Source organism: Pluralibacter gergoviae ATCC 33028 = NBRC 105706 (assembly GCF_001598855.1).
Lineage (GTDB): Bacteria > Pseudomonadota > Gammaproteobacteria > Enterobacterales > Enterobacteriaceae > Pluralibacter > Pluralibacter gergoviae.
This window is the reverse complement of the sequence record NZ_BCZS01000022.1, coordinates 40881-53697: the sequence shown is the minus strand read 5'-3', so window position 1 is coordinate 53697 and position 12817 is coordinate 40881. Positions and strand designations below refer to the sequence as shown.

Sequence of the window (12817 nt, the reverse complement as noted above, 5' to 3'; positions counted from 1 at the left end):
TTATTTATAAACGAAATGATTACTCCTCAAACCCATTACGATTGATGGGAGAGTGTAACCGTTCTTACAGAGTTCCCCGATTGGGAACATTGTCGCAGCAAACTGCGCTGCCGGGTTCATATCGAACCGCTGTCAATTTTGACAAGCCCGCGCATTATACGCAAATCAGCCAGCGAAGCAAGTGATGTTTAGAAATGCAGCAGAATTGCGCGCCCGCTCGCAGCCTGTGGTGTAAAGCGGTAAGTCCGCCCTTTTGTCCGGGAAGCCGCTCGTAAACCGAACCTGTAGCCGGTTGTTCCGCCACGGCGCACGGCGCAAGCTGGGGTTTTACTGAACACGTCGAGCCGCATCATGACCTATATCGCCCTGCCCTTTGTTGCTCTGCACTGCCTGATGCTGGTTCTGCTCTGCCGGCAGGACCTTAAGCACGGCCTGCTACCCGACAGGCTGACCTGCCCGCTTCTGTGGTGTGGGCTGCTGTTTACTCTCTGCTGTATGCCGCACAGGCTCGCCAGCGCCGTCATCGGCGCTATCGCAGGGTACGCGGGGTTTGCCCTGCTGCTATGGCTCTACCGCTGGGTGCGCCGGCGCGAAGGACTTGGCTACGGAGATGTGAAGTTTCTGGCCGCGCTGGGCGCGTGGCACGGCTGGGAGCAGCTGCCGCTGCTGGTTGGCATGGCGAGCGGGCTTGCGCTCGCGTTCGTCGCGGCACAGCTGGTTGTCGAACGCAGCGGTAAGGCACTAAAAAACCCGCTGCCGTTTGGCCCGTTTCTGGCCGCAGCGGGTTTTATCATCGGCTGGCAGTCGTGGCTTACGCTTCTACCTTAATCTGCGACTGGAGATAGTTCTGTACGCCAATTTTGCCGATCAGTTCCAGTTCTGTTTCCAGCCAGTCAATATGGCCTTCTTCATCGGCCAGGATTTCGATCATCATATCGCGGCTGACGTAATCGTGAACGCTGTCAGCATAGGCTATCGCTTCGCGAAGGTCTTTGGCACCTTCCAGCTCAAGCCGCAGATCGGACTGCAGCATCTCTTCCACATCCTCGCCGATGCCGAGTTTGCCGAGATCCTGCAGGTTGGGAATGCCCTCAAGAAACAAAATCCGCTCGATATACTTATCGGCGTGCTTCATCTCATCGATGGACTCATGGTACTCAACGTCGTTGAGGCGCATCAGGCCCCAGTTTTTGAACATTCTCGCATGAAGAAAATACTGATTGATTGCGACAAGCTCATTTCCCAATAATTTATTGAGATAACTTATGATTTTGACATCACCTTTCATTATAGTCCCTCCGCTTCCACTCTTTAGAGAGTAGATCGGGCTATAAAGAAGTCAATGAAAAGAGTGGGCTTATGCGGTCTCTTTCAACTCCGGTATCAGAGTTAATTCATCCTGCATAATTTCGCGTGCGGCGCGGATACATTTACCGCATTGATTTCCAACGGGAATAAATTTGCGGAGCTGCTGAAAGGACTGTGGTTGAAATTGGCGAACAGCCTGACGAATTTTTTTATCGCTGACACCATTACACAAACACACGTACATAATCGCCCCCATTCAACCTGTATAAAAAGTGTAAATGAGAATGGTTATAATTACAATACCAGATATCAGGAGCAGCGCACAAAAGATGAAAAGAATTATCACTAAGCGTAAATGATAAAATACAAAAAGGGCGCCGAAGCGCCCTTTTTTAATTCCGGGGAATAAAATTAACCCAGAACTTTCGCTACAACGCCCGCGCCAACGGTACGGCCGCCTTCACGGATTGCGAAACGCAGACCGTCGTCCATCGCGATCGGGTGGATCAGGGTAACAACCATCTTGATGTTGTCGCCCGGCATTACCATCTCTACGCCTTCCGGCAGTTCGATGGTGCCAGTCACGTCAGTTGTACGGAAGTAGAACTGCGGACGGTAGCCTTTGAAGAACGGAGTGTGACGGCCGCCTTCGTCTTTGGACAGGATGTACACTTCAGATTCGAACTTGGTGTGCGGCTTGATGGAGCCCGGCTTAGCCAGTACCTGACCACGTTCGATTTCTTCACGCTTGATACCACGCAGCAGAACGCCGACGTTCTCACCAGCACGGCCTTCGTCCAGCAGTTTGCGGAACATTTCAACGCCAGTACAGGTGGTTTTCGCGGTGTCTTTGATACCAACGATTTCAACTTCTTCACCAACCTTGATGATACCGCGCTCTACACGACCGGTAACAACGGTACCACGACCGGAAATGGAGAATACGTCTTCGATCGGCAGCAGGAACGGCTTGTCAATCGCACGCTCTGGTTCCGGGATGTAGGTATCCAGGTGGCCAGCCAGTTCGATGATTTTCGCTTCCCACTCTGCGTCGCCTTCCAGCGCTTTCAGCGCAGAACCGCGAACGATCGGGGTGTCGTCGCCCGGGAAATCGTACTGAGACAGCAGTTCACGAACTTCCATCTCTACCAGTTCCAGCAGCTCTTCGTCATCAACCATGTCGCACTTGTTCAGGAACACGATGATGTACGGAACGCCTACCTGACGACCCAGCAGGATGTGCTCACGGGTCTGCGGCATCGGGCCGTCAGTCGCAGCAACAACCAGGATCGCGCCGTCCATCTGCGCAGCACCGGTGATCATGTTTTTAACATAGTCGGCGTGGCCCGGGCAGTCTACGTGCGCGTAGTGGCGAGTCGGGGTGTCATATTCAACGTGAGAAGTGTTGATGGTGATACCACGAGCTTTTTCTTCCGGCGCGTTATCGATCTGGTCGAATGCGCGGGCAGCACCGCCGTAGGTTTTAGCCAGTACGGTGGTGATGGCAGCGGTCAGGGTAGTTTTACCGTGGTCAACGTGGCCGATAGTACCAACGTTGACGTGCGGTTTTGTACGTTCAAATTTTTCTTTAGACACGGCTATATTCCTTACTATAGTGCTCTCCCCTTGAGGAGAGAGCACGGGACTTTGGTTTTAACCCTGTGGCTTATTTGCCGCGGGCTTCAATAACGGCCTGAGCAACGTTGTTCGGCGCATCATCATACTTCAGGAATTCCATGGTGTATGATGCACGACCTTTGGTCAGAGAACGCAGCTGAGTTGCATAACCGAACATTTCGGACAGCGGAACTTCAGCGTGGATCTTAACGCCAGTCACTTCAGATTCCTGACCGCGCAGCATACCGCGACGACGGCTCAGGTCACCGATAACGTCACCGGTATTCTCTTCCGGCGTTTCTACTTCAACCTTCATGATCGGCTCAAGCAGAACTGGTTTTGCTTTCTTAAAGCCATCTTTGAAGGCGATAGAAGCTGCCAGTTTAAACGCCAGTTCAGAGGAGTCAACGTCATGGTAAGAACCGAAGTGCAGACGCACACCCAGGTCAACTACCGGGTAACCCGCCAGCGGACCAGATTTCAGCTGCTCCTGGATGCCTTTATCAACGGCCGGGATGTATTCGCCAGGAATTACACCACCTTTAATGTCGTTGATGAACTCGTAACCTTTCGGGTTAGAGCCCGGCTCCAGCGGGTACATGTCGATAACAACATGACCGTACTGACCACGACCACCAGACTGCTTGGCGTGTTTACCTTCGATATCGGTAACTTTCGCGCGAATCGCTTCACGGTAAGCAACCTGAGGTTTACCGACGTTCGCTTCAACGTTGAATTCACGCTTCATGCGGTCAACGATGATGTCGAGGTGCAGCTCACCCATACCAGCGATGATGGTCTGGTTAGATTCTTCGTCAGTCCATACGCGGAATGACGGGTCTTCTTTCGCCAGACGGCCCAGAGCCAGACCCATTTTTTCCTGGTCAGCTTTGGTTTTCGGTTCTACGGCGATGGAGATTACCGGCTCAGGGAATTCCATACGCTCCAGAATGATCGGCGCATCCGGGTTACACAGGGTATCACCGGTGGTTACGTCTTTCAGACCGATTGCAGCCGCGATATCGCCCGCGCGAACTTCTTTGATCTCTTCACGTTTGTTAGCGTGCATCTGTACGATACGGCCAAAACGCTCACGCGCCGCTTTCACGGAGTTCAGTACGGTATCACCGGAGTTAACCACACCAGAGTACACGCGGAAGAAGGTCAGGTTACCTACGAACGGGTCGGTAGCGATTTTAAACGCCAGCGCCGCGAACGGCTCGTTGTCGTCAGCGTGACGCTCAGCCGGGGTATCTTTACCGTCGTCCAGGATGCCTTTGATCGCAGGTACGTCAGTCGGGGACGGCAGGTAATCAATTACCGCATCCAGCATCGCCTGAACACCCTTGTTCTTGAACGCAGAACCACAGGTTACCAGGATGATTTCGTTGTTCAGAACGCGCTGACGAAGAGCAGTTTTGATCTCTTCTTCAGTCAGTTCTTCACCACCCAGGTATTTCTCCATCAGCTCTTCTGAAGCTTCAGCAGCGGATTCGATCAGGTTCTGGTGCCATTCTTCAGCCAGGTCCTGCATGTCAGCCGGGATATCTTCGTATTCGAAGGTAACGCCCTGGTCTGCATCGTTCCAGTTGATGGCTTTCATTTTCACCAGGTCAACAACACCGGTGAAACCTTCTTCAGCACCAATTGCCAGCTGCAGCGGAACCGGGTTCGCGCCGAGACGGGTTTTGATCTGACCAACAACTTTCAGGAAGTTCGCGCCCATGCGGTCCATTTTGTTAACGAACGCAATACGCGGAACTTTGTATTTGTTTGCCTGACGCCATACGGTTTCAGACTGCGGCTGAACACCACCAACTGCGCAGTAAACCATTACCGCACCATCAAGCACACGCATGGAACGTTCTACTTCGATAGTGAAGTCAACGTGCCCCGGGGTGTCGATGATGTTTACGCGGTGCGGTTCATACTGTTTAGCCATACCTGACCAGAATGCAGTAGTCGCAGCGGAAGTGATGGTGATACCACGTTCCTGCTCCTGCTCCATCCAGTCCATGGTAGCGGCGCCGTCATGAACTTCACCGATCTTATGGTTTACACCGGTGTAGAACAGAATACGTTCGGTAGTAGTGGTTTTACCGGCGTCGATGTGCGCACTGATACCAATGTTACGGTAGCGTGCGATGGGTGTTGTACGAGCCATGTTATTCCTCGTTTGTTTCTTTAGACGTTCAGATTAAGTAACCCAGAGCGGGCGGCTTACCTGAAGCGCCCGCCTGGTGACTAACACACCGAAGGGATTACCAACGGTAGTGAGCGAACGCCTTGTTGGCTTCTGCCATGCGGTGAACGTCTTCACGTTTCTTCACTGCAGTACCTTTGTTGTCTGCAGCGTCAGTGAGTTCGTTCGCCAGACGCAGGGCCATAGATTTATCACCGCGTTTACGAGCAGCTTCAACGATCCAACGCATTGCCAGAGCATTACGACGAACCGGACGAACTTCAACTGGAACCTGGTAAGTAGAACCACCTACACGGCGGGACTTAACTTCCACGGTCGGACGGACGTTGTCCAGAGCGACTTCGAAAGCTTCCAGTTCAGTTTTACCAGAGCGCTGAGCCAGGGTCTCCAGCGCGCTGTATACGATTGCTTCAGCAGTAGATTTTTTACCATCTACCATCAGGATGTTCACAAATTTAGCCAGCAGTTCTGATCCGAACTTAGGATCCGGCAGGATTTTACGCTGACCAATGACGCGACGACGTGGCATGGAAATACTCCGTTGTTAATTCAGGATTGTCCAAAACTCTACGAGTTTAAAGTGACATTTAGTTAAAACAGTTTGGCCTTACTTAACGGAGAACCATTAAGCCTTAGGACGCTTCACGCCGTACTTGGAGCGAGCCTGCTTACGGTCTTTAACGCCGGAGCAGTCGAGCGCACCGCGAACGGTGTGGTAACGAACACCCGGGAGGTCTTTAACACGACCGCCACGGATCAGGATCACGGAGTGCTCCTGCAGGTTGTGACCTTCACCACCGATGTAGGAAGTCACTTCGAAACCGTTTGTCAGACGAACACGGCATACTTTACGCAGTGCGGAGTTCGGTTTTTTCGGGGTGGTAGTATATACACGAGTACATACGCCACGTTTTTGCGGGCATGCTTCCAGCGCCGGCACGTTGCTTTTAGCAACTTTGCGAGAGCGTGGTTTGCGTACCAGCTGGTTAACTGTTGCCATTAAATAGCTCCTGGTTTTTGCTTTTGCTTCGTAAACACGTAATAAATCGCCTCATATAATATGAGGACGCGAAATTTTAGGGCCACGCAGAAAGGGTGTCAAGAAATATACAACGATCCCGCATTTACCAGCTGTACTGAGCGTCGTGTTTCGCGGTGAGTCTGACGAAGTCAGTATAGCTAACCCTGACGACGCTGTCTGAAATTTGAGCAGCGAGCCCGCGGGCCTCGATATCCTCTGACAGCGCGTAGAGCATAATGGGGGCAGCGCGCAGAAGATCAAGGAACGGCCCACCCTGCAGCGCGGCGATCACGCCGTCCGACAGCAGCAGCAGATCGTCGCCGGGCTGGGCCAGGCGCAGCGGGGCACGAATGTCGCGGTGCCAGGGAGAGTAATTGAGGGTGTGCAGCATGAGGACCTCAGAAGCGCAGGATAACGTCGTAATCGTTGAGCTTCTGCCGCAGCGCCTCCGGCGGCAGGATCTCCGGCGCGATAACCATCGCCGCGCCTTCCAGCCCGCGCTCGCGCAGGGATGCGGCGCACAGCCAACAGTTCTCGATATCGTACAGGGCCATCAGCTTAAAGGCCGGGATATAGTCGCGGACCAGAATGCCCTGCGGCGCTTGCCCGGCGAGCAGCTGCATCACGCCGTCGCCGATGAAAAACACGCCGATCTCCTCGGTCAGGGCCGATGTCGCCAGCAGTGCGTCCAGCCCTTCCCGGCCTGCGGCGCTGCCGTGCGGCGCGGAGGTAAACAGATAGGCAATCCGCTTCATCAGAACTGCACCAGCCGGTCGCAGGTGAGAGAGGCCTCCGCCAGCGCGCCCAGGCCGCTCAGAGAAAAGCCGGGCTGCAGATTAAACCCGGGCAGGCCGAGCCTGGCGGCCTCGTTCTCATCGGTAATGCCGCGGCGCAGGGCCGCCGCCACGCAGATATGCAGAGCCACGCCGTGCTGCTGGTGCAGCCCCTGCCAGGCGCGCACCAGATCGAACTCGTCGCCGGCGGGCGCCGTCAGCTGATTGGCGTTATAGACGCCTTCACGATAGAAAAAGACGCTGATAAGCGTATGCCCTTCCGCCAGCAGCGCCTGCGCAAACTGCAGCGCGCTGCTGGCCTGCTGCGTACCGTAGGCCGGGCCGGTGACCAGCAGGGCGTAGCGCATTACTTATCCTGTCCCTGGAAATCGCCGTTTTTAAACTGGCGAATGTAGAGATAGACGGTGTGCTTGGAGATGTTCAGGCGCTCGGCCACCTGATTGATGGCGTCTTTAATATCGAAGATGCCCTTTTCATAGAGATTAAGCACGATCTGACGGTTCTTGGCGTTATTCGAAACGCCGCGATCGGCGTTCACCTCTTCGATAGTGAACTCCAGGGTCTGGGTAACCAGGTCCTCCACCGATGAGGCGAAGTTCACCTGCGAGTTCACCTCCGGGGTCTCCGGCGGGATGAAGGTGTTCATGATCTGCGAGAACGGCACGTCGAGATTCATGTTGATACACAGCAGGCCGATAACCCGCTGCTCGCGGTTGCGGATAGCGATGGTCACGGACTTCATCAGTACGCCGCTCTTGGCGCGGGTGAAGTAGCACTTCGACACGCTGCTGTCGGCGCCGGTCATATCGTGAAGCATACGCAGCGCCAGATCGGTGATCGGCGAACCGATTTTCCGCCCGGTGTGTTCACCGTTGGCAATGCGGATGGCCGAACACTTCAGATCCTGCAGGGAGTGCAGCACGATTTCGCAGTGGGAGCCTATGAGCATCGCTAACCCGTCCACAACCGCTTCGTAGGACTTCAGGATGTCGAAATCGGTCTGATCGAAGGGACGCTGATCCAGTAAATCAAGCTCACTGGTTTCGTTGGTTAAAAGCGACCTGGACATGAAGAAAGGCTCTCCTTTTCAGGAACCTGTCATTAGGTTGTAGGGGCAGGCTCATTATCATCATTAAAATTGAGGCATCTAAAGTAATACGCGCTTGCGACGCTTTCCAGTGTTAATTATATCGCGCCCATGAAAAAAGCCGCCGCCCTCTCGGGCGGCGGCTTTCTCAGCGCTTATTTTTTCGCGGCATCGGCGGCGGCTTTATCATCTGCCGCGGCGTCCGGCTTCGCCTCTTCTTTCGGCGCCGGCTTGATGTCCAGCAGCTCTACATCGAAGACCAGCGTGGAGTTAGCCGGGATACCCGGAACGCCGGTTTTACCGTAGGCCAGATCCGGCGGGATGACCAGCTTGATCTTGCCGCCTTTCTTGATGTTCTTCAGGCCTTCCGTCCAGCCCGGGATCACGCCGTCAAGGCGGAAGGAGAGCGGCTCACCGCGCTTGTAGGAGTTATCAAACTCTTTACCGTCGGTCAGGGTGCCTTTGTAGTTAACGACAACGGTATCGCTGTCTTTCGGCGCATCGCCGGTGCCCTCTTTCTCAACCTTGTACATCAGGCCGGTTTTCGAGGTCTTCACGCCCTTCTCTTTGGCGAAAGCATCGCGATAGGTTTTGCCTTTAGCTTCGTTTTCAGTAGCGTCTTTTTCCATTTTTTCCTGAGCCGCGGTCTTCACGCGGGTCTCGAACGCCTGCAGCGTCTGCTCGATCTCCTGATCGCTCAGCTTGCTCTTATCCGCAAATGCATCCTGAACGCCGGCAATCAGCTCGCTTTTATCCAGCTTAACGCCCAGCTTTTCCTGTTCTTTCAGAGAATTTTCCATGTAACGGCCCAGCGAAGCGCCCAGCGCATAGGCAGCTTTCTGGTCGTCGTTTTTGAATGCAGCTTTACTCTCTGCGGCAGCCGGAGCAGATTTTGCCGCAGCAGCGTCAGCAGCGAAGGTCAGCGGTGCATTCAGGGCAACGGCCATTGTTGTCGCCAGAAGCGTTACTTTAAACAGTGATTTCATCCATCTCTCCAGAGCCAGGGCATCTCGCCCCAGGGTTTTCGTAAATGAGTAGCGTACTATAAAACGTTGCAGAACAAATCTACATACGAATGCAGCCGAATGTTGAGTCTTTTCAGACTATTTTTGTGTAAATTAGTTTCGTTTTACCGCGCACCGGCTGCGTGATGAGCGAAAGTTGGATAGAATCCGCCGCGAAAAAGACAAAGAGGTGGGAAATGAGCGATACGGCATTAGAAACACGTCTTGCCGAGCTGGAAAGTCGGCTGGCGTTTCAGGAAATCACGATAGAAGACCTCAACCGCACGGTCACCGCCCACGAAATTGAAATGGCGAAGATGCGCGACAATATGCGCCTGATGGTCGAGAAGCTGAAGGCCTCCCAGCCGTCGCACATTGCAGCGCAGTCGGAAGAGACGCCGCCGCCCCACTACTGAGGCTACGGGATTCAGCAATAAAAAAAGCGTGCCAGGCACGCTTTTTTTGTCACCGCTGGCGGTGAGTTAGTGGCAACCGCAGCCGCCGTTGCCGCCGCAGCCGCCTTTACCGTGCTCGTGATCGTGGCCATGGCCGTGACCGCCGCAGCAGCCGTCGTGACCGTGGTCGTGATCGTGATGATGACCGTCAGCACCGTGAACGTGGCCGTGAGCCAGCTCTTCTTCGGTGGCTTCACGCAGCGCCACGACTTCAACGTGGAACTTCAGGTTCTGGCCAGCCAGCATGTGGTTACCGTCAACCACCACGTGATCGTCACCCACTTCGGTGATTTCAACCGGCACCGGACCCTGGTCGGTTTCGGCCAGGAAACGCATGCCAACCTGCAGCTCGTCAACGCCCATAAAGACGTCTTTCGGCACGCGCTGCACCAGATTTTCATCGTACTGGCCGTATGCGTCGTTAGACGCCACTTCGACATCGAACTTATCGCCAGCTTCGTGACCTTCCAGCGCCTTTTCAAGGCCAGAGATCAGGGAACCGTGACCATGCAGATAGTCGAGCGGTGCGCTAACCGGAGACTCATCAACCAATACACCGTCTTCTGTACGTACCTGATAGGCCAGGCTGACCACCAGGTCTTTTGCTACTTTCATGATATCTCCTGAGCATAGGAAAAATAGTGCCGCAGATTGTAGCGGAATTCTGCACGCCTGTACCCCTAAGCTTAAAAAAAGACGGCGCGGATCGCTACTCGGGATGAAAAATACCGATCACTTGCTCATCTTTACGCACATGTTCGCGGGCCTCTTTATCCGCCTCGCGCATCTGGTGGCCGCACTTTACGCACTCAACGATATCAACGTTGTTTTCCCGCCACATCGCCAGGGAATCCTGCGCCTGGCATGCCGGGCACTTTGCGCCAGCGATAAAACGTTTACGGACTGCCATATTTCACCTTCTATTCAAATTCGTCCCAGCCGTCCAGCTGGCGTCGCTCCTGCTGCATTTCGCGCTGGAAAATCTCCTCCAGCTCGCGCCGCGCCTCTCTCACCCGGGAAATCTGCTGGGTATCGGTGTGCACCGGCATCAGCTCCCGCAGCATCCGCATATCGAGCCGGCGAAAGTGCAGCTGCGCCCGCTGGGCCTGATGAGGATGCATCCCCAGCGTAATCAGCGCTTTGCGACCAAGCTCCAGCGCACTGGAGAAGGTCTCGCGCGAGAACATCTTCACCCCGGACTGCAGCAGTTCGTGAGCCTCAACGCGCCCCCGGGCGCGGGCCAGAATATGCAGATGGGGAAAATGCTGCTGGCAGATCTCCACCACCTTCATGGTGTTTTCCGGCGCGTTGCAGGTAATAACGATCGACTGCGCCTGTTCAGCGCCCGCCGAGCGCAGCAGCTCAATCTGGGTAGCGTCGCCGTAGTAGACTTTATACCCGTATTTGCGCATCAGGTTAACGACGCTGATATCGCGCTCCAGAACCGTGATCCGCATCTTGTTGGCCATCAGCAGACGGCCTATCACCTGGCCAAAGCGGCCGAAGCCCACCACGATCACCTGCGGCTTATCGTCCTCGACCCACGGCGCTTCGTCCTCTTCTTCCGGTCCGTTGAGGCGCCGGGCAATGATCCTGTCGATAAGCTTCATCAGCAGCGGCGTGGTCATCATGGATAGCGTGACGGTGACCAGCAGCAGCGCCATCTGATCGTGATGAAACAGGCGCTGCGAGGAGGCGCTTGAAAACAGCACGAAGGCAAACTCGCCGCCCTGGCTCAGTACCCCGGCGAACTGCATCCGCTCCGAGCTGCGCAGGCCGTAGATACGCGCCAGCGCGTACAGCACCAGGCTCTTCACCGCCACCAGAAGAAGGACGCTGGCAATCACCCACGGCAGGTGGGTATAGAGCACCCCGAGGTTGAGCGCCATGCCGACGGAGATAAAGAACAGCCCCAGCAGCAGCCCTTTAAACGGCTCAATGGCGATTTCAAGCTCGTGCCGGTACTCGCTCTCCGCCAGCAGCACTCCGGCGATAAAGGTACCCAGCGCCATCGACAGGCCGAGGGCGTCCATAAACAACGCCGAGCCGAGCACCAGCAGCAGCGTGGCGGCGGTAAACACCTCCCGCACGCCGGAGCCGGCGATAAAGCGAAACACCGGCCGCAGCAGATAGCGGCCGCCGATCAGCATCCCGGCAAAGGCCAGCACCTTAAGACCAATCTTCAGCCAGTCGGGATGATCATCGCCGTTGCCCGCCAGCAGCGGCACCATAGCCAGGGCGGGGATCACCGCCAGATCCTGAAACAGCAGTACCGAAAAGCCGAGCTGGCCCGCCTCGTTGCGGTTCATCCCTTTCTCACGCATCAGCTGCAGCGCCATTGCCGTGGAGGACATGGCAAGGCCAATACCGCCCACCACCGCCGCCTGCCACGCGAAGTCGGTCAGCATCAGCAGCCCGCCGAGGATCGCTGCGCTGAGCACCACCTGCGCGGCGCCGACGCCAAAAATGGAGCGCCGCAGCTGCCACAGCTTGGCCGGGTTCAGCTCCAGGCCGATGATGAACATCAGGAACACCACGCCCAGCTCGGAGAAGTGGAGGATCTCCTCAACGTCGCTGATAAAGCCCAGCCCCCAGGGCCCGATGGCGATCCCCGCCAGCAGATAGCCCAGCACCGGACCAATGCCCAGCCGCGCGGCCAGCGGCACGGCGACGACGGCGGCGAACAGGAACAGTACGCCCGCCAGCAGTAAATCAGAACCTTCCATCAGCGGCCCCCCGTCAGCACCGGATTGGCCAGCCAGTCGCCGTAGTCCCTGGCGTGGCTGGCAAGTTCGGCGGCCGGCTGGCGGCGCGCCCAGTAGACAATAATCGGGCTCATCCAGTGCATACGGCACATCGCCGCCGTCAGCTCAAAAGGGCGAAGAATATCGCTCATCGGATAGCGGTTGAGGGAGTCGTAGCGGTAGGCGCTCTCCGGCTCGCCGGTGGTGATCACGCTGCGCCAGTACTTTCCCGCCAGTTGGTTCCCTCCCGGCCCGCTGGAAAAGCCGCGGCTCAGCACCCGATCGAGCCACTCTTTAAGCAGCGCCGGGCAGCTGTAGGTATAGAGCGGATGCTGGAACACGATCACATCGTGCTCGCGCAGCAGCGCCTGCTCGTGAGGTATATCAATAAAGAAGTCGGGATAGTGGGCATAAAGATCGTGCACGGTGACGTTCTCAAGCTGACGGGCTGGCTTTAGCAATACCCGGTTCGCCACCGAATCCTGAGACTCCGGATGGGCATACAGCAGCAAAACTTTTGCTGGGTCTGACATCAATCCCCTCCCGGTAAGGGTCACTAAAAAATCTGCAGCAGGACGCCTGCC

General features: G+C 55.7%; 17 protein-coding genes. 2 read left to right on the top strand and 15 right to left on the bottom strand.

The window, feature by feature from the left end; genetic code table 11:
• The first annotated feature begins 351 nt into the window (after positions 1-351).
• Positions 352-828 carry a prepilin peptidase gene (locus ENGE1_RS19155; RefSeq protein ID WP_043081138.1) on the top strand — a complete coding sequence of 159 codons (477 nt, stop codon included), beginning with the start codon at positions 352-354 and terminating at the stop codon, positions 826-828.
• Here the strand turns inward: ENGE1_RS19155 and bfr are convergent.
• The 11 genes from bfr to fkpA all read right to left on the bottom strand — a co-directional run bounded on the left by bfr (position 812) and on the right by fkpA (position 9016).
• Positions 812-1288 (bottom strand): bacterioferritin, encoded by a 477-nt coding sequence (gene bfr / locus ENGE1_RS19150; RefSeq protein ID WP_048255262.1) that lies wholly within the window; start codon positions 1286-1288, stop codon positions 812-814. The genes ENGE1_RS19155 and bfr overlap by 17 nt on opposite strands.
• Positions 1289-1357: 69 nt before the next feature.
• Entirely contained in the window at positions 1358-1552 is a 195-nt protein-coding gene (gene bfd / locus ENGE1_RS27185) for a bacterioferritin-associated ferredoxin (RefSeq protein ID WP_071883282.1), read from the bottom strand.
• A 167-nt stretch (positions 1553-1719) separates the two neighbouring features.
• Positions 1720-2904: an elongation factor Tu gene (gene tuf / locus ENGE1_RS19145; RefSeq protein WP_043081015.1), complete on the bottom strand. Its 1185-nt coding sequence runs from the start codon at positions 2902-2904 to the stop codon at positions 1720-1722.
• 70 nt (positions 2905-2974) lie between these two features.
• Positions 2975-5089 (bottom strand): elongation factor G, encoded by a 2115-nt coding sequence (gene fusA, locus ENGE1_RS19140; protein WP_043081140.1) that lies wholly within the window; start codon positions 5087-5089, stop codon positions 2975-2977.
• A gap of 97 nt (positions 5090-5186) precedes the next feature.
• Positions 5187-5657: a 30S ribosomal protein S7 gene (rpsG, locus tag ENGE1_RS19135; protein WP_043081141.1), complete on the bottom strand. Its 471-nt coding sequence runs from the start codon at positions 5655-5657 to the stop codon at positions 5187-5189.
• 96 nt (positions 5658-5753) lie between these two features.
• The gene (rpsL, locus tag ENGE1_RS19130; RefSeq protein ID WP_002436309.1) at positions 5754-6128 is read right to left on the bottom strand and encodes a 30S ribosomal protein S12; all 375 of its coding nucleotides are present in this window, start codon (positions 6126-6128) and stop codon (positions 5754-5756) included.
• A 124-nt stretch (positions 6129-6252) separates the two neighbouring features.
• Positions 6253-6540 carry a sulfurtransferase complex subunit TusB gene (gene tusB / locus ENGE1_RS19125; RefSeq protein ID WP_043081142.1) on the bottom strand — a complete coding sequence of 96 codons (288 nt, stop codon included), beginning with the start codon at positions 6538-6540 and terminating at the stop codon, positions 6253-6255.
• Between the two features lie 7 nt (positions 6541-6547).
• Positions 6548-6904, bottom strand: a complete 357-nt coding sequence (gene tusC, locus ENGE1_RS19120) for a sulfurtransferase complex subunit TusC (protein ID WP_043081143.1) — start codon at positions 6902-6904, stop codon at positions 6548-6550.
• Positions 6904-7290: a sulfurtransferase complex subunit TusD gene (gene tusD / locus ENGE1_RS19115; RefSeq protein ID WP_043081144.1), complete on the bottom strand. Its 387-nt coding sequence runs from the start codon at positions 7288-7290 to the stop codon at positions 6904-6906. Before tusD ends, tusC begins: the two co-directional genes overlap by 1 nt.
• Complete coding sequence (locus ENGE1_RS19110; RefSeq protein WP_043081146.1) at positions 7290-8012, bottom strand: helix-turn-helix transcriptional regulator; 723 nt, start codon at positions 8010-8012, stop codon at positions 7290-7292. Before ENGE1_RS19110 ends, tusD begins: the two co-directional genes overlap by 1 nt.
• A 173-nt stretch (positions 8013-8185) precedes the next feature.
• Positions 8186-9016: an FKBP-type peptidyl-prolyl cis-trans isomerase gene (fkpA, locus tag ENGE1_RS19105; protein ID WP_043081147.1), complete on the bottom strand. Its 831-nt coding sequence runs from the start codon at positions 9014-9016 to the stop codon at positions 8186-8188.
• A 215-nt stretch (positions 9017-9231) separates the two neighbouring features.
• Here fkpA and ENGE1_RS19100 point away from each other — a divergent pair, with 215 nt between their 5' ends.
• Positions 9232-9450: a protein SlyX gene (locus tag ENGE1_RS19100; RefSeq protein ID WP_043081148.1), complete on the top strand. Its 219-nt coding sequence runs from the start codon at positions 9232-9234 to the stop codon at positions 9448-9450.
• Between the two features lie 66 nt (positions 9451-9516).
• On the opposite strand, the gene slyD is transcribed toward ENGE1_RS19100, so the two are convergent.
• From slyD to kefG, 4 genes are all read right to left on the bottom strand, one after another.
• Complete coding sequence (slyD, locus tag ENGE1_RS19095; protein ID WP_043081149.1) at positions 9517-10104, bottom strand: peptidylprolyl isomerase; 588 nt, start codon at positions 10102-10104, stop codon at positions 9517-9519.
• 94 nt (positions 10105-10198) lie between these two features.
• The gene (locus ENGE1_RS19090; protein ID WP_043081150.1) at positions 10199-10399 is read right to left on the bottom strand and encodes a YheV family putative zinc ribbon protein; all 201 of its coding nucleotides are present in this window, start codon (positions 10397-10399) and stop codon (positions 10199-10201) included.
• Between the two features lie 10 nt (positions 10400-10409).
• Positions 10410-12215, bottom strand: coding sequence for a glutathione-regulated potassium-efflux system protein KefB (gene kefB / locus ENGE1_RS19085; protein WP_043081151.1), 1806 nt, complete (start codon positions 12213-12215; stop codon positions 10410-10412).
• A complete protein-coding gene (kefG, locus tag ENGE1_RS19080; RefSeq protein ID WP_045288285.1) occupies positions 12215-12766 on the bottom strand; it encodes a glutathione-regulated potassium-efflux system ancillary protein KefG in 552 nt (183 codons plus the stop codon). The genes kefB and kefG overlap by 1 nt, the downstream gene beginning before the upstream one ends.
• Positions 12767-12817 lie beyond the last annotated feature (51 nt).

What these genes read in the sequence shown, in the direction of transcription:
- kefB (WP_043081151.1), bottom strand. Translation starts at nt 12,215, where the DNA reads ATGGAAGGTTCTGATTTACTGCTGGCGGGCGTACTGTTCCTGTTCGCC.
- ENGE1_RS19110 (WP_043081146.1), bottom strand. Translation starts at nt 8,012, where the DNA reads ATGTCCAGGTCGCTTTTAACCAACGAAACCAGTGAGCTTGATTTACTG.
- tusB (WP_043081142.1), bottom strand. Translation starts at nt 6,540, where the DNA reads ATGCTGCACACCCTCAATTACTCTCCCTGGCACCGCGACATTCGTGCC.
- rpsL (WP_002436309.1), bottom strand. Translation starts at nt 6,128, where the DNA reads ATGGCAACAGTTAACCAGCTGGTACGCAAACCACGCTCTCGCAAAGTT.
- fusA (WP_043081140.1), bottom strand. Translation starts at nt 5,089, where the DNA reads ATGGCTCGTACAACACCCATCGCACGCTACCGTAACATTGGTATCAGT.
- tusC (WP_043081143.1), bottom strand. Translation starts at nt 6,904, where the DNA reads ATGAAGCGGATTGCCTATCTGTTTACCTCCGCGCCGCACGGCAGCGCC.
- tusD (WP_043081144.1), bottom strand. Translation starts at nt 7,290, where the DNA reads ATGCGCTACGCCCTGCTGGTCACCGGCCCGGCCTACGGTACGCAGCAG.
- rpsG (WP_043081141.1), bottom strand. Translation starts at nt 5,657, where the DNA reads ATGCCACGTCGTCGCGTCATTGGTCAGCGTAAAATCCTGCCGGATCCT.
- ENGE1_RS19100 (WP_043081148.1), top strand. Translation starts at nt 9,232, where the DNA reads ATGAGCGATACGGCATTAGAAACACGTCTTGCCGAGCTGGAAAGTCGG.
- ENGE1_RS19155 (WP_043081138.1), top strand. Translation starts at nt 352, where the DNA reads ATGACCTATATCGCCCTGCCCTTTGTTGCTCTGCACTGCCTGATGCTG.
- slyD (WP_043081149.1), bottom strand. Translation starts at nt 10,104, where the DNA reads ATGAAAGTAGCAAAAGACCTGGTGGTCAGCCTGGCCTATCAGGTACGT.
- ENGE1_RS19090 (WP_043081150.1), bottom strand. Translation starts at nt 10,399, where the DNA reads ATGGCAGTCCGTAAACGTTTTATCGCTGGCGCAAAGTGCCCGGCATGC.
- bfr (WP_048255262.1), bottom strand. Translation starts at nt 1,288, where the DNA reads ATGAAAGGTGATGTCAAAATCATAAGTTATCTCAATAAATTATTGGGA.
- fkpA (WP_043081147.1), bottom strand. Translation starts at nt 9,016, where the DNA reads ATGAAATCACTGTTTAAAGTAACGCTTCTGGCGACAACAATGGCCGTT.
- kefG (WP_045288285.1), bottom strand. Translation starts at nt 12,766, where the DNA reads ATGTCAGACCCAGCAAAAGTTTTGCTGCTGTATGCCCATCCGGAGTCT.
- bfd (WP_071883282.1), bottom strand. Translation starts at nt 1,552, where the DNA reads ATGTACGTGTGTTTGTGTAATGGTGTCAGCGATAAAAAAATTCGTCAG.